The sequence below is a fragment of the Bradyrhizobium sp. CCGUVB23 genome (assembly GCF_024199885.1).
Taxonomy (GTDB): Bacteria; Pseudomonadota; Alphaproteobacteria; order Rhizobiales; family Xanthobacteraceae; genus Bradyrhizobium.
Window position 1 is genome coordinate 9,904,148 of sequence record NZ_JANADQ010000001.1, and the last position, 20,435, is coordinate 9,924,582.

General features: G+C 63.6%; 20 protein-coding genes. 15 read left to right on the forward strand and 5 right to left on the reverse strand.

Features of this window, described 5'->3' with window-relative positions; all coding sequences use genetic code 11:
• Positions 1 to 28: 28 nt before the first annotated feature.
• From NLN62_RS46630 to NLN62_RS46645, 4 genes are all read right to left on the reverse strand, one after another.
• Positions 29 to 658 (reverse strand): response regulator transcription factor, encoded by a 630-nt coding sequence (locus NLN62_RS46630; RefSeq protein WP_254113158.1) that lies wholly within the window; start codon positions 656 to 658, stop codon positions 29 to 31.
• A 94-nt stretch (positions 659 to 752) separates the two neighbouring features.
• Positions 753 to 1,562: a sensor histidine kinase gene (locus NLN62_RS46635; RefSeq protein ID WP_254113159.1), complete on the reverse strand. Its 810-nt coding sequence runs from the start codon at positions 1,560 to 1,562 to the stop codon at positions 753 to 755.
• Positions 1,563 to 1,929: 367 nt separating this feature from the next.
• The gene (arcA, locus tag NLN62_RS46640) at positions 1,930 to 3,192 is read right to left on the reverse strand and encodes an arginine deiminase (RefSeq protein WP_027521053.1); all 1,263 of its coding nucleotides are present in this window, start codon (positions 3,190 to 3,192) and stop codon (positions 1,930 to 1,932) included.
• 28 nt (positions 3,193 to 3,220) lie between these two features.
• Positions 3,221 to 4,654: a basic amino acid/polyamine antiporter gene (locus NLN62_RS46645; protein ID WP_254113160.1), complete on the reverse strand. Its 1,434-nt coding sequence runs from the start codon at positions 4,652 to 4,654 to the stop codon at positions 3,221 to 3,223.
• Between the two features lie 277 nt (positions 4,655 to 4,931).
• Between NLN62_RS46645 and NLN62_RS46650 the strand changes: the two genes are divergently transcribed.
• Positions 4,932 to 5,435 carry a DUF1269 domain-containing protein gene (locus NLN62_RS46650; protein ID WP_254113161.1) on the forward strand — a complete coding sequence of 168 codons (504 nt, stop codon included), beginning with the start codon at positions 4,932 to 4,934 and terminating at the stop codon, positions 5,433 to 5,435.
• A 16-nt stretch (positions 5,436 to 5,451) separates the two neighbouring features.
• On the opposite strand, the gene NLN62_RS46655 is transcribed toward NLN62_RS46650, so the two are convergent.
• Positions 5,452 to 6,165 carry a Bax inhibitor-1/YccA family protein gene (locus NLN62_RS46655; protein WP_027521056.1) on the reverse strand — a complete coding sequence of 238 codons (714 nt, stop codon included), beginning with the start codon at positions 6,163 to 6,165 and terminating at the stop codon, positions 5,452 to 5,454.
• 228 nt (positions 6,166 to 6,393) lie between these two features.
• On the opposite strand from NLN62_RS46655, the gene NLN62_RS46660 reads away from it, so the two are divergent.
• The 14 genes from NLN62_RS46660 to NLN62_RS53775 all read left to right on the forward strand — a co-directional run bounded on the left by NLN62_RS46660 (position 6,394) and on the right by NLN62_RS53775 (position 20,435).
• Positions 6,394 to 6,624 carry a hypothetical protein gene (locus NLN62_RS46660; protein ID WP_254113162.1) on the forward strand — a complete coding sequence of 77 codons (231 nt, stop codon included), beginning with the start codon at positions 6,394 to 6,396 and terminating at the stop codon, positions 6,622 to 6,624.
• 181 nt (positions 6,625 to 6,805) lie between these two features.
• The gene (locus NLN62_RS46665) at positions 6,806 to 8,245 is read left to right on the forward strand and encodes a basic amino acid/polyamine antiporter (protein ID WP_027521058.1); all 1,440 of its coding nucleotides are present in this window, start codon (positions 6,806 to 6,808) and stop codon (positions 8,243 to 8,245) included.
• A gap of 32 nt (positions 8,246 to 8,277) precedes the next feature.
• A complete protein-coding gene (locus NLN62_RS46670) occupies positions 8,278 to 8,517 on the forward strand; it encodes a hypothetical protein (protein WP_254113163.1) in 240 nt (79 codons plus the stop codon).
• A gap of 42 nt (positions 8,518 to 8,559) precedes the next feature.
• Positions 8,560 to 9,696: an AI-2E family transporter gene (locus NLN62_RS46675; protein WP_027521060.1), complete on the forward strand. Its 1,137-nt coding sequence runs from the start codon at positions 8,560 to 8,562 to the stop codon at positions 9,694 to 9,696.
• Entirely contained in the window at positions 9,693 to 10,295 is a 603-nt protein-coding gene (locus tag NLN62_RS46680) for a hypothetical protein (RefSeq protein ID WP_027521061.1), read from the forward strand. Before NLN62_RS46675 ends, NLN62_RS46680 begins: the two co-directional genes overlap by 4 nt.
• Position 10,296: 1 nt before the next feature.
• The gene (locus NLN62_RS46685) at positions 10,297 to 10,782 is read left to right on the forward strand and encodes a DUF992 domain-containing protein (protein ID WP_254113164.1); all 486 of its coding nucleotides are present in this window, start codon (positions 10,297 to 10,299) and stop codon (positions 10,780 to 10,782) included.
• 158 nt (positions 10,783 to 10,940) lie between these two features.
• Entirely contained in the window at positions 10,941 to 11,498 is a 558-nt protein-coding gene (locus NLN62_RS46690) for an HdeD family acid-resistance protein (RefSeq protein ID WP_027521063.1), read from the forward strand.
• Between the two features lie 18 nt (positions 11,499 to 11,516).
• Positions 11,517 to 11,840 carry a twin-arginine translocation signal domain-containing protein gene (locus NLN62_RS46695; protein ID WP_198031688.1) on the forward strand — a complete coding sequence of 108 codons (324 nt, stop codon included), beginning with the start codon at positions 11,517 to 11,519 and terminating at the stop codon, positions 11,838 to 11,840.
• Positions 11,841 to 11,883: 43 nt separating this feature from the next.
• Positions 11,884 to 12,165, forward strand: a complete 282-nt coding sequence (locus tag NLN62_RS46700) for a hypothetical protein (RefSeq protein ID WP_245287936.1) — start codon at positions 11,884 to 11,886, stop codon at positions 12,163 to 12,165.
• A gap of 46 nt (positions 12,166 to 12,211) precedes the next feature.
• The gene (locus tag NLN62_RS46705) at positions 12,212 to 13,432 is read left to right on the forward strand and encodes an efflux RND transporter periplasmic adaptor subunit (RefSeq protein WP_035661079.1); all 1,221 of its coding nucleotides are present in this window, start codon (positions 12,212 to 12,214) and stop codon (positions 13,430 to 13,432) included.
• On the forward strand, positions 13,429 to 16,581 hold the full coding sequence (locus NLN62_RS46710) for an efflux RND transporter permease subunit (RefSeq protein WP_254113165.1): 3,153 nt from the start codon (positions 13,429 to 13,431) through the stop codon (positions 16,579 to 16,581). Before NLN62_RS46705 ends, NLN62_RS46710 begins: the two co-directional genes overlap by 4 nt.
• 3 nt (positions 16,582 to 16,584) lie before the next feature.
• Positions 16,585 to 17,655, forward strand: a complete 1,071-nt coding sequence (locus tag NLN62_RS46715) for an HlyD family secretion protein (protein ID WP_027521066.1) — start codon at positions 16,585 to 16,587, stop codon at positions 17,653 to 17,655.
• A complete protein-coding gene (rbbA, locus tag NLN62_RS46720; RefSeq protein WP_371933090.1) occupies positions 17,652 to 19,532 on the forward strand; it encodes a ribosome-associated ATPase/putative transporter RbbA in 1,881 nt (626 codons plus the stop codon). Before NLN62_RS46715 ends, rbbA begins: the two co-directional genes overlap by 4 nt.
• Before the next feature lie 18 nt (positions 19,533 to 19,550).
• Positions 19,551 to 20,435, forward strand: coding sequence for an ABC transporter permease (locus tag NLN62_RS53775; protein ID WP_371933150.1), 885 nt, complete (start codon positions 19,551 to 19,553; stop codon positions 20,433 to 20,435).

Genomic DNA, 20,435 nt, shown 5'->3' on the forward strand with positions numbered 1-20,435 from the left:
AATCCCTCGGCGATTGTACCCAAAGGCCTCATACCTCGATCAGCCCGGCCCGCACCGCGTAGCGGACCAGTCCGGCCGTCGAATTCACGTCGAGCTTGCGCATCGCGGCCGCCCGGTGCGCCTCCGTCGTCTTGACGCTGAGGTCCAGGATGGAGCTGATGCCTTTGTTGCTATAGCCCTCCGCGACCAGCTTGACGACGAGCTGCTCCCGCGGGGTGAGCGCCTGCCTACTGTCCATGCTGGAGCTCAGCCCGCGATCCAGTTCGTTCTGACAGCTCCTGGTACAGAACGGCTTGTGCGCCAGGAGCGCCTCGACCGCCGCCAGCAGAAGTTTGTTGGCGTCGGACTTCAGCAGGAAGGCGCGCGCACCTGCCTGGAACGCCTCCTGCGCAAGCAGGCTGGAATTGTGCACCGTGAAGATCAGCACCTCGGTCTGAAGCGGGTATTCCCTGATCCGCCGTGCGACTTCGACCCCCGTCATGCGCGGCATGGAAAAATCGACGATGGCGACGTGGGGCTGGTTGGCGATTGCAGCGGCAACAGCCTTGCTGCCGTCATTGGCCTCAGCGACCACCTCCCAATCCGCCCGCTGCTCGAGCACGGCTCGCAAGCCCGACCGTACGGCCTCGTGATCATCTGCGATAAGAAACCGCTTCATGGCAGCGCACTCCAGGTTTTTTGACACGGTGGCAGCCCCAGACGCCAGGCGCGATAGACGATTTCGGCCACCACCGGTGATCAGTTTTCTTCTTTCACGATGTGCCTGCGTGGACCCTCGCGACTGTTGCGGTCTTCCTGTTGCGTTTGCTTTCGACGAAATCGCGCGGCAACACCGCCAGCAATGTGGTGCCGGAATGTCGCGCTGCCGAGCCGGACTGGATATGAAGCGTACCTCCGATTTGCTGCAATCTGGCCCTCATGGCCGGAATGCCGACGCCCATTACAGCCTTCGTACTGGATTTGGCATGGGCAGCCGGAAAGCCTCGCCCGTTGTCGCTGACCGTCAGTTGAACATGGCTGCCGGTCGAGGCGATGACGATTCTCACTTCCGTCGCCTTCGCATGACGAAAGACGTTCGTCAGGGCCTCCTGGACGACCCGGAGCAACGAATGCTGCTTGTCACGCGACAAGCGATCGATATCCGACGAAATCCTGGTCGTCACGTGCAGGGATGTCCGCGTGGCAAATCCCCGCGAATAGCGTTCGATCGTCGCTTTCAGACCGTCGACCGTCAGATTCTGCGGGTGCAGCAGATAGGCGAACGCTCGGATCTCCCGCAGCGCTTCGTCGATCGAGGCATCGATCTCGTCACATAGCCGCGCAGCTCCGGCCGGGTCGTTCAGGCAGGTGCGCAGGCGCATCAGGCCGAGGCTCGCTGCGATCAGATACTGGCAGGTTGAATCGTGAAGATCGGATGCGATCCGCTGCTGGATGCACTCCTGAAGGGACACCAGGCTGGCGTTCGGATGCACGTCGCCGAGCCGCTCTTCCGGACCGATTGGCAGCCATTCCCTGACGCCGGTTCGACTCGACTCGCAGGTGGGGGAGCCATGTAGCTTCACGGTACGCACTCACTCTTTGAGCGACCTTGGCATCGAAGCTCAATGCCGAGTCTTCAATGTTCCCGAGCGCGAGGGTCGCTCCCTGCCCCGTCGACGCCACGCCAGGTGATGATCTCTGGATCAGAACCCGCGCCCTCGGGCTTGCGGGATTATACACCGCTGGGTCAGGTACACTACCAAGTAGTACCCTACGCCGATTGAAATCCCGAATATGTGAAAGATGAAGTCCGAGCGTGTGATTGTGCAGTTCGTGCCAAATCGCCGCGAACCGACATTCAACATCAATGCAACAGAGACTAAAACGCCTTCCAACGGGCTCCGTGATGGCGATCCGCCACCACGCCCAAGCGCTCGAGTCCGTCCGCCCCTAGTAATCCACCGCGTCCCGAGTGATCGGACAGGTCATGCAATGACCGCCACCCCGGCCGCGGCCGAGTTCTGCGCCGACGATGGTGATCACCTCGATCCCCTCCTTGCGCAGCAAGGTGTTGGCATAGGTGTTGCGGTCATAGGCGAATACGACCCCGGGCGACGCGCAGACCAGATTGGCGCCGCTGTCCCACTGCGTACGCTCGCGCATATAGGCGGTGCCACCAGTCTCGACGACGCGCAGCTTCTTCAGGCCCAGCGCCTCCGCGACGACCTGCACGAACGGCTTCTCGTCCTTGCGCAGCTCGATACCGGTGGCGTTGTTTGCGGGCCGGTACGAGAACGCCCTGATGGTGTCGACGATGTCGGGATAGATCAGCACGCAATCGCGATCGGCGAAGGTGAAGACGGTGTCGAGATGCATCGCCGCGCGGAGCTTGGGCATCGCGGCCACGATCACGCGCTCGGCCGCCTTCCTCTTGAACAAGGCAGCTGCAAGCTGGCTGATCGCCTGCCGCGAGGTGCGCTCGCTGAGGCCGATCAGGACGTTGCCTTTGCCGATCGGCATCACGTCGCCGCCTTCCAGGGTGGCAAGGCCATGATCCTGGGTCGGGTCACCCCACCAGACGTTGACCTTCCCCGCAAAGTCCGGATGGAACTTGTAGATGGCCGTGGCGAGGATCGGCTCTTCATGCCGTGCCGGCCAATAGAGCGAATTGAGGGTGACGCCGCCATAGATCCAGCAGGTCGTATCCCGCGTGTACAGCGTATTGGGCAGCGGCGGCAGCAGATACTCGGTCATGCCGGCTGCCTCGCGAATGAGCCGCAGCGTTTCGCCGCCATGGGCGTCCGGAAAATCGTAGGTGGAAACACCGCCGATCAAGGTTTCGGCCAGGTCACGCGGCTTGAGGCTTTCCAGATAGGCGCGCAGGTCATCGACGATATCTGGCCCGACCTGGTTGGGAACGACCTGGTTGTCGAGGATCCATTTCCTGGCCTCAGGGATCGCGACGGTCTCGGTGAGCAGATTATGCATCTCGACCACTTCGATGCCGCGGTCGCGCATCTTCTGCACGAAATCGAAATGATCGCGCTTGGCGTTGTCGACCCAGAGCACGTCGTCGAACAGCAACGTGTCGCAATTGGAGGGCGTGAGGCGTTGATGGGCACGGCCCGGCGAGCAGACCATCACCTTGCGCAACTGTCCGACCTCAGAATGCACGCCGAAAGCAGTGGAGGAGTCCGAAGCTTGCTTTGCCATGGGAGCTGCCTTGCCTAGATGGTCTCGCCTAGATGGTGATGTAGCCGGTGGCCAATCCGTGAACTCCGATCACGGCGCCGATCACGGCCACGATGAAGATGACCCATTCGACCGGCTTGAAGACCTTTGCCTTCTGCTCAAGGCGGGCCCAGAAATACAAAACCGTACCGGGCGCGTAGAGAATGGCGGCCAGCAGCAGGTATTTCATCCCCGCCGCATAGATCAGAAACAGCGTGTAGACGACGGCGATGCCGGTGAAGATCAGGTCGCGCCTGCGCTGGTCCGGGCGCTTCTCATAGGTCTCGCCCCGCCTGACCAGCAAGAGCCCGTAGGCGGCGACCAGGAAAAATGGAATGAGGTTCATGACGCTCGTCAAATTGAGCATGAATGCGAAGGCGTCTCGCGACCAATAGGTGCTGATCACGAAGAGCTGGACGACCAAGTTCGTCAACCACAGCGCGGCGGCAGGCACCTTGTTCGCGTTCTCCGTGCCGAACACCGCCGGCATGTCTCTGGTCCGGCCGGCGGCGGAGAGCACTTCGGCGCAGATCAGCGACCAGGCGAGATAGGCGCCCAACACCGAAACCAAAAGTCCAATGCTGACGAAGACGGCGCCCCAGTGCCCGACGACCGCCTCCAGCACAGTCGCCATTGACGGCTGCCGCATGTCCGCGATCTCGGCGCGCGGGAGCACGGCATAGGGCAGCATGGTGACGAACACCATCAGGCTCGTCACGATCACGAAGCCGAGGATCGTTGCGGCGCCGACATGGGCACGCTCCCTGGCATAGCGCGAATAAACGCTGGCGCCCTCGATGCCGAGAAAGACGAACACCGTGACCAGCATGGTCGCGCGAATCTGCTCGAACAGACTCTTGTCCGGCATGCCCTCGCCGCCCCAGAAATTGGCGCGGAACATATCCGCCTTGAAGGCGAAGATCAGGATCGCGATGAAGACCAGGATCGGCACGATCTTGGCGATGGTGACGATGGTGTTGATCGCAGTCGCCTGCTGCACGCCGCGCAAGATCATGAAGTGGAACAGCCAGATGCCGATCGAGGCGACGATGATCGCGGTGACGGTATTGCCATCGCCGAACACGGGAAAGAACGCGCCGAGCGTCGACTTGATGAGCACCCAGTAGGATACGTTGCCGATGCAGCTCCCGGACCAGTAACCGAGCGCCGAGAGGAACCCGGGATAGTCGCCAAATCCTGCCTTCGCATAGGCATAGACGCCGGCATCGAGATCGGGCTTGCGTTCGGCCAGCGACTGGAAGACGCGAGCCAGTGTGTACATGCCGCCGCCGGCGATGCACCAGGCAAAGATGGCTCCGAACGGGCCCGTTGCGATGCCGAAGGTCCGCGGCAACGAGAAGATGCCCGAGCCGACCATCGACCCGACCACCATCGCGGTCAGCGCGAACAGTGAAAGCTTCTGGATCGATGACGTCGCGGTCATGGAGGCCTCGCGCAGCCAATCGGCTTTTGGCAGTGCTTGCGACGATGCGCCTTCGGACCCGCAGGGAATATCGGGTGATTACCTAGTCGTGGATCAGGATTTCCCTCCTCGCCGGGGATCTCCGCCGATCGCGCGCACGTACCCCTTGGCTCATCAGAACATTCATCCTTTGAGCCCAGGGTTTTCTCCGATGCCGCGCGTAGCGCCCGCGGACTAGCGTCACGCCGGAGCACACCATCAGCATCCTACCCAGCCGACAAAGCTCAAGGAGGTTTCGATGTCCGATCTCGTCGCGATCGTGTACCCGACCGAGGCAAAAGCCGAGGAAGTGCGTCAGCGCCTCCTCAAATTGCAGAAGGAATACCTCATCACCATCAGCGACGCCGTGATCGCCGTCAAAACCGATACCGGCGGCATCAAGCTCAACCAACTCGTCAACACGACCGCCGTAGGAGCGATGACGGGAAGCTTCTGGGGGCTGTTGATCGGCGTCTTGTTCCTGAACCCGATCCTCGGCGTCGCGGTCGGAGCGGCCTCCGGCGCGCTCGGCGGCGCGTTGTCCGATTTCGGCATCGACGATGCCTTCATGAAGGAGCTGTCCGGCAACCTCCATACCGGCAACGCGGCGCTGTTCGTCCTGATCAAGCACATGACGGCGGACAAGGTGCTCAAGGAGATCAAGGACGCCGGCGGCGTCGTGCTGAAGACCTCGCTCGACGAGAGCAAGGAAAAGATGCTGCGCGACGCGCTCGCCAGCGCAGCAGAGCGGCCGGCGGCTTGATGCCGCCTTCCGCCGCTCAGCGGCGGCTTCCGGCGAGGCGCAGCAGCATCATGAACAGGTTGATGAAGTTGAGGTAGAGCGACAGCGCCGATATCACGGACTTGCGGCCTGCCGACGTCTCATCGTCCGCGCTGTCGTACATCGCCTTGATGCGTTGGGTGTCGTAGGCGGTGAGGCCTGCAAAGACGCCGACGCCCACGATCGAGATCAGCCAGTCGAGCCCGGTCGACCTCAGGAAGAGGTTGACCAGGCTTGCGATGATGATGCCGATCAGGCCCATGAACAGGAAGGTGCCGACCCCGGACAGGTCGCGCCTCGTCGTATATCCGAACAGGCTGAGTGCGCCGAAGGTCGCAGCGGTGATGAAGAACACGCGGGTGATCGAAGCGCTCGTGTAGATGTGGAGCAGGATCGAGAGCGATATGCCGACGAGGGCGGCATAGACAAAAAACAGCGTCCTCGCCGTCGAGACCGACAGCGTATTGATGCGCGATCCCAGGAAGAATACCAGCGCGAGCGGCGCCAGGATGAAGACCCACATCACCGGGCTTTGCAGCCAGGAGGGATCGACCAGCTGATAGGTCAGCCAGGCCGCAACCGCGGTCACGCCGACGCCCGCGGCCATGTGATTGTAGATCCGCAACATGTAGTCGCGCAGTCCGGCGTCAATCGCGATCGCGCTGCCGCCGGCCTGGCCTGAGCCCGCCAGGTTCTGATCATAGTTCGACATCGCTTTCCTCCTCTCGCGCGTCGGGGCGATGAGATCACGCTATTCCGGTGCGCAGGTCCCGGACATCGGCTGATCACCCGAGGAACCGAGGCAAGATTCCCCTAGTCCGGGGCGCCCGCCTCCACCTTACGAAAGCGCAATCCGCCGGCCCGCTCGGCATCCCGTTGGCGGATGTGCCTTACGGGTTTGTCACTGGCAGCCGTCCACGCCCCAGCTTAATGCAGCAGCATGCGCTATTTCTTTCATATCGTCGACAGATATGGCCTCTTCCCCGACTGGATTGGATGCGAGTACGCCGACCAGGATGCGGCGCTGGAGCACGCCAGGCGGCTTGCAGCCGAACTCGCCAAGACAGGCGAGTTCTTTCGGTCGAGCTTCGTATTCGTGGCGCGGGCCTCGGCACCCGGTTCGCTGTCGCGTTCCGACCAGCCCGCGGCCACGCAGGTCGCCGGAGCCTGAAGGCGGCACTCCCCAGGAGGCCGGCGATGCCAATTTACGGCCATCGCCCTCTACAGAGAATCCCTGATGTGCGGGCGGGAATGCCGCCTCTAAGGTCGCAGATCTGAGGCCGGCCGACATCCTGCGATCCACGCGGGCCGTCGTGTCAGGCTCATTTCCGATCGGGAGGCCATTCCCTGTCATGGCTCCTTCGTCGAACGAGGCCGCTCAGACGCTGTCACGCAGCGCGCTCACCGCGCTCGTGATCGGGTCGATGGTGGGTTCGGGCATCTTCGCATTGCCCGCATCCTTCGGCCGCGCCACCGGGGTGCTTGGGGCGATCATCGCCTGGATCATTGCGGGCACCGGTATGCTGATGCTGGCGCTGGTGTTCCAGGCGCTCGCACGTCGCAAGCCGGAGCTGGACGCCGGAATCTACGCCTATGCCAAGGCCGGATTCGGAGATTACATCGGCTTCGCCTCTGCAGCCGGCTACTGGATCGGCTGCTGTCTCGCCGACGTCACCTGTCTCATCCTGATCAAGGCCACGCTCGGACAGTTCTTTCCCGTGTTCGGCGACGGCACGACGCCGACGGCGATCGCGGCGGCATCCGTGCTGCTGTGGGGCGTGCATGTCCTGGTGTTGCGCGGCATCAAGGGAGCGACCACCCTCAATACGATCGCAACCTACGCCAAGATCGTCCCGATCCTGGCATTCATCATCGTGGCGATCTTCACCGTGAACGCTGAACGCTTGTCACAAAACTTCTGGGGAACGGACGAGCCATCCCTTCCGGACGTCTTCGCGCAGGTCCGCGGCACGATGCTGCTCACCGTCTTCGTCTTTGTCGGGATAGAGGGGGCAAGCGTGTACTCCCGCTACGCCAGGGACCGCTCCGATATCGGAGTTGCGACCGTCATGGGCTTCCTGATCGTCTTGAGCCTTCTCGTCCTCGTCACGCTCCTGTCCTACGGCGTGCTGCCGCGCGAGGCGCTGGCGGCGCTTCCGACGCCGTCGATGGCCGGCGTGATGGAAGCGATGGTCGGCCGCTGGGGCAGCATCTTCATCAGCGTCGGGCTCCTGATCTCGATCCTCGGAAATTACCTGTCATGGTCGCTGCTGGCGGCCGAGATCCTGCATTCGGCCGCGATGAACCGCACCATGCCCTCCTTCCTCGGCAGCGTGAACGCGCATCAGGTGCCGGCGGGCGCGCTCTGGCTCACCAACTGTGTCATCCAGGCATTTCTTCTCGTTACCTGGTTTGCGGAATATGCCTTCACGCTCGCACTGAAGATGACAAGCGCGATGACCCTGATCCCATATTTCTTCGTCGCCGCGTATGGGCTGAAGCTCGCCTCTCTCGGCGAGACCTACGATGCCGGCGAGCGCGCCCGCAGAGTCGACTGGGTCCGCTCGGCCGTCGCGACGCTCTATGCCGCCGGCATGATCTATGCGGGCGGGCCAAAATTTCTGCTGCTGTCGTCCATCCTGTACGCACCCGGAACGGTGCTGTTCTTCCTCGCCAAGCGCGAGCGCAAGGAGACGACGTTCCGGCCGTTCGAAGCCGTCACATTCGCAGCGCTGGCGGCCGCTGCATGCGCCGGCATCTATGCGCTGACCGTCGGAGCGATCTCGATCTGAATCATTCGTTTGGTTGTCAATTGGAGGCGAGCATGAACATCCGGGCCCTCTGCGCCGGTCTGATCCTTGGACTGATGGCGGTGACTGCACCCTCGACCCCGTCCCTGTCGCAGTCCGACACCAAGGGCGTGGCCGCGCCGAAAGAACCAGGCGCAGCCGCGCCCAGCACCACCGCCACACCCAATACCAATATGAACCCGACGAAGCATCGCTACTGGCGCCATCGCGGCGGCACGCATCCGCACTATGGCAGCCGTCGGGTTCGCACCTAGAGCAACGAAGGGACCGCCGAGATCCCGCGAACTGGTCGATCGATGAGCGACACCCGGATCGGACAAGACAGGCTGCGCGAGGTGGCGCGGCGCGACGAAGCCGACCCCGCCGGAGGCGACGGCCGGCGCAGCCTGCTCACGACGGGACTCACTCTGCTCGCTGCGTGCGTCGCACTGTTTCTGGCATGGCAATCCGTTTCGAGCCTGCTCGTCGTCTTCGCGGGCGTGTTGTTTGCGGCCTTGCTGGACGCCGCCGCGCGGGCGCTCGCGCCAGCCCTCCCGCTCAAGCGCGTCTGGCGATTGACGCTCGTGCTTCTGTTCCTCACCGCCCTGTCGGGACTTGGTCTCGTTTGGGGTGCGCGCAAGCTGCCGGAGCAGACACGAATATTGCTCAAGGTGATGGATGCCCAGCTCGACATCCTTCAGGAGCATCTGTTGTCGTACGGCGTCGATCTGCTCGGTCCGGAATGGGGCCGGGATTTCGCGCAATGGCTGTTCTCCGATCAAGGCCGGCTCCTGAGCCACGCCCAGTTCGTGCTGGGAGGCGCCTCGAGCGTGCTGACCGCTACGCTCGTGATCCTGTTCCTTGGAATCCTCTTTGCGTTCGATCCCACCAGCCATCGTGAAAGCCTGGTCATGCTGGTGAAGCCGTCATATCGGGCACGGACGCGCGAGGTGATGGACGAGATGGGCAACGTCATGCGGCTCTGGTTCGTCGGACAACTGATCCGCATCATCCTGATGACGCTGTGCGTCTGGGTCGCGCTTTACCTGATCGGGCTGCCCGGTCCATTCGTGCTTGGACTCCAGGCAGGCTTGTCGAACTTCATCCCGTATCTCGGGCCCATCGTTGCCGCCATTCCGATCGCGCTCGTCGCGATGCCGCTCGGCGGCTCGCTGCTGATCTGGGCCGTCGTCGTCTACACCATCATCCAGTCGATCGAAGGCTATGTGATCGGCCCACTGATCCAGCGTCAGGCCGTGGAAATTCCACCGGCCTGGACCCTGGTCGCGATCGTCCTGTTGGGCGCGCTGTTCGGCGTCATGGGCATTGCGCTGGCGATGCCGCTGGTCGCCATCGGCCGGGTCGCGATCATCAGATTCTATGTCGAGGATTATCTCGGCGATGGTCCCAGACTGGCGCTGAACAACGGCAAATCACGCGTGGGTGACCCATGAATGACACTGAGCGCGAGATGGATACACAACAGGCGGAGAGCGGCGAAGCTCATTCCGGCATGGCCCATTTCCTGTGGCAGCAGCTTCCTTATGTCGTGGCGCTGGTGCTGGCCGTCGCGGGCGTCGCCTACACCAATGTCTCGCGCCAGCCCCTGGTCGGCTATTGGGAGTTCCTGGCACTCGCCATCGGCGTGGTCTGTGTCATCACCAAATGGCCGGAGGTCGACGGCAAGGAAGCCAAGTTGCGGTTGATCTGGACACAGGCGCTGCACTGGGTCGCCGTCCTGGTCACGATGAACATCATCCTGGTGTCGGGCGTGCAGCAGCTGCTTCCGACACCGGCAACCGGCCTCGTCTTGCTGACGTTGCTCGCGCTCGGAACGTTCCTGGCGGGCGTCAGTCTTCTGTCGCTGCAAATTGCTTTCCTCGGCCTTGCGATGGGCTTGGCCGTTCCAGCGATATCCTGGCTGAAGCAGTCTTTCTTCTTCTTCCTGCTGGGCGCCGTGCTCCTCATCGGCCTCGGCCTTACCTTCTGGCTTCGCCAGGACCGGCGGCCGAGGACCGCGCCCGCCGACACCAAGACGCACATGGAGGCCTGACATGCGAATGACGAGGATCGTTGCAGTGATCGGCGTATCGGTCCTGCTATGCACGTTCACCCTGCCCGCGCGCGCGGAGACCTTCAGGGTCGGCCGGCTCCTGTGTTTCAGCAATCCGCGCGTCGGGCTGGTGCTCGGATCAGCGCAGACGCTGCGTTGCGTGTTCTACACGGGAAATCCGCCGCGGCAGTACATCTATGAAGGACGGATCCGGCGCATTGGCCTTGATATCGGCGTGACCAGCGCAGGCACCCTGTCCTGGGCGGTGCTCTCCAAGAACTCGCGCATCGGTCCCGCCACCTTGCGCGGAAACTATGTGGGCGCGAGTGGTAATTTCGCACTAGGGCCAGGCCTCGGCGCCAATGTCCTGATCGGCGGCTCGCGGCGCAGCGTGATGCTGCAGCCGCTCTCCATCGAGCGATCGATCGGGCTCAATCTCGCTGCGGGCGTCACCAATCTGACACTGGGGCCGAGGGGACGGCGATAGCAATTCACCGGCGTTTCTCGCGCGATCGCAGCGCCGCCATTCATGCAAATTGGAATATTCCCGCTCCACTGCTCAGGGTTTCGTCGGATGTCGGCGCTGCGGGTTCCAAGCTAGCATTCAGGCGTGTCGATCGAGCCATTGCCGATGAGGAGCATGGCATGACAGCCTATGACAGCCGAACCGAGATCGAGGCTCTCGTTCCGCCCCCATTCTGGGTCTGCGCGCTCCTGGGCATCGTGCTGATCGCTGCCGGTCTCTTTGCTCTCGGCGACGTCGTGTTCGCAACGCTCATCAGCGTCAAGCTGATCGGCGTGATTGCGATCGCGGCCGGCGCGTTCGAGATCATGCACGCCTTCTGGACCAGAGGATGGGGCGGGTTCCTGTGGCAGGTTCTGCTTGGCGTGCTCTATCTGGGGCTCGGTTTCCTGCTGCTCAGCCAGCCGGTGTCAGGCGCTCTCATCCTGACCTACTTCCTCGGCGCGATACTGTTCGCCTCGGGCGCCATTCGCTGCGTGCTGAGTTTCGCGCGTTGGCGGCAGAACGGATGGATGATGCTCATCTCTGGCGCCTTTGCAACACTCGCAGGTCTCGTGATCCTGCTCGGATTCCCCGAGATCAGCGTCTGGGCCCTTGGATTCCTTTTGGGCGTCGACCTGATCTCGCATGGCCTGGCGTGGCTGCTCTATGCGCTGCAGTCCGTGCGGCGGACTGTGTGACAGGAAGAGGAGAAGATGATGAACGCTCCCACCCGCCGTGCTTTCCTCGGCTTTGCCCAGAATGCCGTTGCCGCCGCAGCGATCGGCGCCATCGGCGTTCGCTTGATCGAGGCCGCGGAAGCAATGCCGATCGCTCCCGATCTCGGGCAGGCGGGGATGCCATCCGATCTCGTGACGCAAGCGCAATGGGGACCGGGACCCGGCTGGGGACCTGGAACTGGCCCCGGTTGGGGACAAGGCCCCGGCTGGGGGCGACCGCCACCACCGCCGCCGCGGCGCAGGCGCCGCTGGGTCTGCTGGTGGCATCGCGGCCGTCGTCAATGCGGATGGCGGTGGCGCTAGGAGCTGTCGCAAACCGACGCGGTCCATCGGCAGCAGGTTTGTCGTGAAGACAATTCAGGCTCTCAACCAGACGATGGAGGACACCATGCACACGAAGAACCAATGGCTCCTTGCGGCCGTGCTGGCTGTCCTTCTCGTCGTGGCCACCTGGTATTGCGTGGCGGTGTGGCAGGCAACGCCCATGCCGCTCTACGGCAACATCATCCTGGCAGTCGCCGCGATCTTCATACTGGTCTCGGGCTGCGGCCTTATCGCGCTGATGTTCTACAGCCGTCGCAAGGGCTACGACGAGCCTGCTCGCAGCAACCGCACGCCGCGGGAATGAGTGAGGCCTGCGCCACTGATTTCAGGGCCGGGGCAAGGAGCGGACGATGGACCTTGCACAAGCCTCGGTCAGACTGCTGATGGCAAGCCTCGTGACGATCATCACCGGCGGGACAGCCTTGACACAGCCTGCTCCCGCCGGTCCTCCCGCGGTCGGTGTCGTGGAAGCGGCCAAGCGGCCGATCACCGAGACCAGCGAATTCATCGGGCGGATCGAAGCGATCAATCGCGTCAACGTCGTCGCACGCGTCACCGCGTTTCTGGAAAAGCGGTTGTTCGTGGAAGGCGCGGAAATCAAGTCCGGAGATCAGCTCTATCATCTCGAACGCGGCCCCTTCGAAGCCGACCTCGAGTCAAAGCAGGCACAGGTGGCGCAGCTCCAGGCGACGCTGGAAAACGCCAAATTGACCACCGAACGCGCACGCACGCTGCTCGGCGGACCGGCCGGACAACAATCGACCTACGATGCCGCTATTGCGAACCAGCGCAGCCTGGAAGCACAGGTACAGGCTGCTCAGTCACAGGTCGATGCATCACGGATCAATCTCGACTACACCGTGATCAGCGCAGCGATCGACGGCAAGATCGGACGCACGTCAGTCACCGAGGGCAACGTCGTCAGTCCGAGTTCGGGCGTTCTGACCACCATCGTCAGCCAGGACCCGATGTACGTCACCTTCCCCGTGCCGCTTCGCCAGGGGCTGGAATTGCGCGAACGGTATGGTCCGAAAGGCGGCCTGGAAGCCGTGGTGATCAGGTTGCGGCTCCCCGACGGCCGCATGTATGGCCAGGCTGGCAAGCTGAACTTCGTCGACAACACCATCGCGCAAAACACCGACACGGTCACCGTGCGCGGCGAAATCGCCAACCCGATCCTGCGGGCGCCTTCGGCCGCGGGCGTGACCGTCCACGAACTGACCGACGGCGAATTCGTCACCGTCGTGCTCGAAGGCGTCGAGCCCGTCGAGGTGCTGGCGATCCCCCGCTCCGCCGTGCTCTCGGACCAGCAGGGTGATTATGTCCTCACCGTCGGTGGCGACAACAAGGCCGAGCAGCACCGCGTCAAGCTCGGACAATCGACGCCGACCATCGCCGCCGTGATCAGCGGGCTCACCGCCGGCGACAAGGTCATTGTCGAGGGCTTGCAGCGGGCCCGCCCCGGCCAGGTCGTCGTGCCCGGTCCGGCAAGCCCGCTGATCCTGTCGAGCATGAACGCTGCCACAAGCGACACTGGCACTTCTGGCGAAGCTGTGGGCACCAAGCGATGATGTCAGCGGTTTTCATCGATCGCCCGCGACTGGCGATGGTGATCGCATTCATCATCACCATCGCCGGTGCACTCGCGGTGATGCAGATCCCGGTGGCGCAGTTTCCGGACATCGTGCCGCCGCAGGTCTCGGTCTCCGCCACCTTCCCCGGCGCATCCGCGGAGGTGGTCGAAGGCAGCGTCGCCCAGCCACTGGAGGCGCAGGTCATCGGCGTGGACCGCGCCCTCTATATGAAATCGACCAGTGCCAATGACGGCACCTATACGCTTACCGTTTCTTTCGCTCTCGGCACCAACCCCGACATCAATACGGTCAACGTCAACAATCGCGTCCAGAGCGCACTGTCGCAACTGCCGACGGAGGTCCAGCAACAGGGCGTCACGGTGCGCAAGCGGTCCTCGGCGATCCTGCAATTCCTGGTGCTCTACAGCGCCGACGGGCAGCAGGATCCGCTTTTCATCACCAACTACGCCATCATCAACGTGCTCGATGCCCTCGCCAGCACGCCGGGGGTCGGCCAGACCAATCTGTTCGCCAAAATGAACTACTCGATGCGGATCTGGTTCGATACGCAGCGGCTGACCAGCCTCAATCTGACTCCGTCGGACGTCATTGCCGCGATCCGTGCGCAAAGCGTCCAGGCACCGGTCGGCCGCATCGGCGCGCGGCCGATCAGCGATGACCAGCAATTCCAGTTCAATGTTCAGACCCTCGGCCGGCTCGCCACCACCGATCAATTCGCCAACATCGTGCTGCGCGCCAATCCGGACGGCTCCTCGCTCCTGGTGAAAGACGTCGCCCGGGTCGAGATGGGCGCGCAAAATCTCGACAGCGAAGCGCGGATCGATGGACGCTCTGCCGTGCCGATCGCGATCTATCTCGCACCGGGCGCCAATGCCGTGACGACAGCGAAGGCGGTCGCAGCCACGATGCAACGTCTGTCCAAGCGCTTCCCGACCGGGCTCAGCTACCTCGTACAATACGACTCCACGAGCTTCGTGTGGGATACGATCACCGAAGTCCTGCGGACGCTTGCCGAGGCCTTCGTTCTGGTCGTGATCGTGGTCTACCTCTTCCTTGGCAATCTCCGCGCTACCGTGATCCCGGCCGTGGCCGTTCCCGTAAGCCTGATCGGTACTTTCGCAGTGCTGCTGGTGGCCGGCTATTCGGCCAACACCGTGTCATTGCTCGCGATGGTGCTCGCCATCGGCATCGTCGTCGACGACGCGATCGTGGTGGTCGAGAACGTGGAACGCGTGATGGAGGAAGAGCCGGCGCTGTCCGCCGTCGAGGCCAGCAAGAAAGCCATGACGCAGATCACGGCGCCGATCATCGCGATCACGCTGGTGCTGCTCTCCGTCTTCGTGCCGATTGCGTTCATTCCGGGCATTTCCGGCACGCTGTTTCGCCAGTTCGCGGTCACGATCAGCGCCGCGATGATCATTTCAGCATTGAACGCGCTGACATTGTCGCCGGCGCTCTGCGCGCTTTTCCTGCGTCACACCGGGCCCAGGCGCGGCATCATCGGGCGCGTGCTTGGCGGGATCGACTGGCTGCGTGACCGCTACAGCAGCGGCGTGCGCCGACTGTTGCGTGTGGCTGTACTCTCCCTCCTATTCGCTGCCGTCTTCGCCGCCGGGATCTTCGGCATGTCGCTGATCACGCCGACGGGATTCCTCCCCGAGGAAGACCAGGGCGCCTTCTTCACGTCGGTGCAACTCCCCGACGGCGCATCGGTCGCACGCACCAGCGAGGTCACACAAAAGATCGAGGACATCCTGAAGAACATGCCGGCGGTTGATCACGTCCTCGCCGTCATCGGCTTCTCACTGCTCGACGGCGCGTCCGAGCCGAACAGCGCGCTGGTCGTGACCCGACTCAAGCCTTTTGCCGATCGCAAGGCGGCGGCCGATTCTGCACAGGCATTGATCGCGCAAACCTTCGCAGCCGGAGCACAGATCCCGCAGGCAAACGTGCTGCCCTTCAACATGCCGCCGATCATCGGCCTCTCGACCTCCGGCGGGTTCGAATACCAGCTCCAGGCGCTGGAAGGACAGAGCCCCGCGGCGATTTCCAGCGTCACCGGCGCACTGATCAGCGCCGCCAACGCCGATCCGCGGCTGGCGCGCGTCTTCTCGACCTTCACCGCGACCAATCCTTCGATCTTTCTCGACATCGACCGTCGCAAGGCGCAGGCGCTCGGCGTCAACGTCAGCGACATATTTACCGCCTTGCAGGCGACGCTCGGCGGCATCTACGTCAACAACTTCAACCTGTACGGCCGCACCTGGCAGGTCAACGTGCAGGGCGAGGCGTTCGATCGCGCCGATATCTCCGACATCTGGCGGATCTACTTGCGCAACGACACCGGCCAGATGGTGCCGATACGGTCGCTGGCCGGCATCAAGATCGTGACCGGACCGCAGGTGATCACCCGCTACAACAACTATCGCTCGGTGACTGTGAACGGCAGCCCGGCGCCAGGCATCTCGTCCGGCACGGCGATAGCCGCCATGGCGGAGATCTCTAACACCGTGCTGCCGGCAGGCTACGGTTTCGAATGGACCGGCACGGCCTATCAGGAGCAGCAAGCCGCCGGCCAGACCGGCATCGTGCTGATGCTCGCCGTATTGTTTGCCTATCTGTTCCTGGTCGCTCTCTACGAAAGCACGGTGATCCCGATCCCGGTGCTGCTGTCGGTCGTCGTCGGCGTACTCGGCTCATATGTCGGTATCAAGATCGCCGGCCTCAATCTCGATCTCTATGGCCAGATCGGCCTCGTGGTCCTGATCGCGCTCGCCGCCAAGAACGGCATCCTGATCGTCGAATTTGCAAAGGAGCAGCGGGAGGCGGGCGTGGCGCTCGCCGATGCCGCGGTTCAGGGGGCGCACATGCGGTTTCGCGCGGTCATGATGACATCGGTTGCGTTCATCCTCGGTCTCCTGCCGCTCGTCATCGCAACCGGTGCCGCCGAGCTCAGCCGCCGCGCGGTCGGCACCGCCGTGTTCGCCGGCATGCTCGCCGCCAGTTCGATCGGGATCTTCATGGTGCCGATGCTCTACGTGACGTTCCAGCGCCTGCGCGAGCGGGCGAAGGCGAAATCTGGATCAAACACCCACCTGACGCCGCCTGTCGATGAAACGGCCTAGACTATGACGCGCAATCGAAAACGCTGGCTGATCGCCCTCCTTGTCGTGGCCCTCGGCGTGGGGGGCTACCTTGCCTGGCAGAAGCTGGGGGGCGACAGCCTTCCGCCCGGCTTTGCCAGCGGCAACGGCCGCATCGAGGCTGTCGAGATCGATATCGCAACCAAGACGCCGGGACGCATCAGGGACATCCTCGTGAGAGAGGGTGATCTGGTCTCGGCCGGACAGCCGCTGGCACAAATGGATACTGCCCAACTTGAGGCGCAGTACCGCCAGGCCCAGGCGCAACTGCGGCGCGCCACGATCGGGATCGACACGGCCAAGAGTCTCGTGACCCAGCGCGAGGCCGAGAAGAAGACGGCGACCGCCGTGATTAGCCAGCGCAGCGCGGAGTTCGATGCTGCCGATCGAAGGCTACAGCGTTCCGAAACATTGATTAGGACCAACGCAGTGTCCCAGCAGGTGCTCGACGACGACCGGGCGGCCGCCAACGGCGCGCGCGCAGCTGTGGCCGCGTCGGAGGCCCAACTCGCCGGCTCAGAAGCCGCGATCAGCGCTGCCGAAGCCCAAGTCGTCGATGCTGAGGCTGCCGTCGAGGCGGCGAAGGCAGCCATCGAGAGTATAAAGGCCGACCTCAACGACTCGACGCTGCGCGCCCCGCGCGACGGGCGCGTGCAGTTCCGCGTCGCCCAGCCCGGCGAAGTGCTTTCCGCCGGCGGACGCGTGCTCAATCTCGTCGACCTCGGCGACGTCTACATGACCTTCTTCCTGCCGACGGCGCAGGCCGGCCGCGTCGCGATCGGCTCGGAGGTCCGCCTCGTGCTCGACGCCGCGCCGCAATGGGTCATTCCGGCCAAGGCGACGTTCGTCGCCAGCGTTGCTCAGTTCACGCCGAAGACCGTCGAGACCGAGGAGGAGCGCCAGAAGCTGATGTTCCGCGTCCGTGCGCATATCTCGCCGGACCTGCTGCGAAGAAACATCGAGCAGGTCAAGACAGGCCTGCCCGGCCGCGCCTTCGTCCGGCTCGACCAGAACGCCGAGTGGCCGGCCCAACTGACGGAACATCTGGTCAAATGAACGTCGCGTCGAACGGCGATCAGTCAGCTTCTTCGGCGCCGGTCATACGCCTGGAAGCGGTCGGGCTGTCCTATGACAGGACTCGCGCACTGGACGGCATCACGCTCGACATTCCCGCAGGCCGCATGGTTGGATTGATCGGACCTGACGGTGTCGGCAAATCCAGCCTGCTTTCGCTCATCGCCGGGGCTCGCGCGATCCAGGAAGGCCGCGTCCACGTGCTCGGCGGCGACATCGCGGACGCTGCGCACCGGCGGCGGACCTGCCCGCAGATCGCCTACATGCCGCAGGGCCTGGGCAAGAACCTCTACCCGACCCTCTCCGTGTTCGAGAATGTCGATTTCTTCGGCCGTCTGTTCGGACACGACCGGCATGAGCGCGAGGAACGCATACAGCAACTCCTCAAGGACACTGGCCTCGCCCCGTTCATAGACCGGCCCGCAGGTAAGCTGTCGGGCGGCATGAAGCAGAAGCTCGGCCTCTGCTGCGCGCTGATTCACGATCCCGATCTCCTGATCCTCGACGAGCCGACCACCGGCGTCGATCCGCTCTCGCGCCGGCAGTTCTGGGAGCCGATCGAGACGATCCGAAAGGATCGTCCCGGCATGAGCGTCATCGTCGCGACCGCCTATATGGAGGAAGCCGCGCGCTTCGACTGGCTCGTTGCGATGAATGACGGGCGGGTGCTGGCGACCGGCACGCCGGCGGAGCTGCTGCGACAGACCGGCGCCGACAATCTCGATGCCGCCTTCATCGCCCTGCTGCCTCAGGAGCAGCGACGGGGTTACAAGGAGGTGGTGATCCCGCCACGCGCGAGCGGGCATGACGACGACATCGCGATCGAGGCCGAGCAACTGACAGTCCGGTTCGGCGACTTCACGGCGGTCGACCATGTGAGCTTCCGCATCGCTCGCGGCGAGATCTTTGGCTTCCTCGGCTCGAACGGCTGCAGCAAGACCACGACGATGAAGGTGCTGACCGGGCTGCTGCCCGCCAGCGAAGGCGAAGCCAGGCTGTTCGGGCACGAAGTCGATCCCAACGACATGGATGTTCGGCGGCGCGTCGGCTACATGTCGCAGGCCTTTTCGCTCTACTCCGAGCTGACGATCCGCCAGAACCTGCAGCTGCACGCGCGCCTGTTCCGCCTCGCGCCTGACACGATCGACGGACGGGTCCGCCAGATGGTCGAAGACTTCGACCTCACCGATGTCATCGACGCACTGCCCGACGCGCTGCCGCTCGGTGTGCGCCAGCGCCTGTCGCTTGCGGTCGCCATGATCCACGCGCCCGACATCCTGATCCTGGACGAGCCGACCTCCGGCGTCGATCCGGTCGCTCGCGATGGCTTCTGGCAGATCCTGTCCGACCTGTCACGGCGCGACAATGTCACGATATTCGTGTCCACCCATTTCATGAACGAGGCGGAGCGCTGCGACCGCATCTCGCTGATGCATGCCGGCAAGGTGATGATCAGCGACACGCCGGCGGGGATCGCGGAGCGTCGCGGCGGCGGCAACCTGGAGGAAGCCTTCGTCGCCTATCTGACGGACGCGATCGCCGCAACAGACGCGCGTGAGGCGCGCGCCACGCCGCATGTCACGCCCGAGCCTGCCGCCGCCAAGGCGCACGGCGCCATGCACAACGCCCTAAGCTTCTTCGATCCCCGACGCATGTTTGCCTACACGCAGCGGGAGGCGCTCGAGCTCAGGCGCGATCCGATCCGCGCCACGCTGGCGATCCTCGGCAGCCTGATCCTGATGTTCGTGATGGGCTACGGCATCAATATGGACGTCGAGAATCTCTCCTTCGCCGTCATGGACCGCGACGACACCACCATCAGCCGCGACTACGTCCTTCAGATCGCGGGGTCCCGCTAGTTCACCGAGCTCGCGCCGATCACCGACTATGACGACCTCGACCGCCGCATGCGCAGCGGCGAGTTGAGCCTGGCCATCGAAATCCCACCCGGCTTCGGTCGCGACGTTGCGCGCGGCAGCGAGGTCCAGATCGGCGCCTGGGTCGACGGCGCGATGCCATCGCGCGCAGAGACCGTACGCAGCTACGTGCAGGCAATGCACGCGACATGGCTGACGCAGCGGGCCCGGCAGCTCCTGGGCAATGCCGCGACCACCGGCGACTACCAGCTCGAGGTTCGATTCCTCTACAACCCCGATATCAGAAGCATCGTCGCGATGGCGCCCGCCGTGATCCCGATCCTGCTGCTGATCATCCCGGCGATCCTGGCGACGCTGAGCGTCGTGCGCGAGAAGGAGCTCGGCTCGATCATCAACTTCTACGTCACGCCGGTCACCCGGATCGAGTTCCTGCTCGGCAAGCAGCTGCCCTATGTCGCGCTCGCCATGCTGAACTTCTTCCTGCTGACGGCTTTCGCCGTGTTTGCATTCGGCGTTCCCTTCAGGGGCAGCTTCGTGGCCTTCATGGCGGCCGCCCTCCTCTACGTCGTCATCACGACGGCGATGGGGCTCGTGATCTCCTCCTTCATGACGAGCCAGATTGCGGCGATCTTCGCGACCGCGCTGCTCACCATGATTCCGGCCACGCAATATTCGGGCCTGGTCGATCCGGTTTCCTCGCTCCAGGGCGCGGGCGCGATCATCGGGCGGATCTATCCGACGGCCCATTTCGTCACCATCACGCGCGGCACCTTCTCGAAGGGGCTGGATTTCGGCGACCTGACCGGACCGTTCGTCGCGCTGCTGATCACCATCCCCGTGCTGCTCGGGCTCGGCGTGCTGTTCCTGAAGAAACAGGCGAACTAG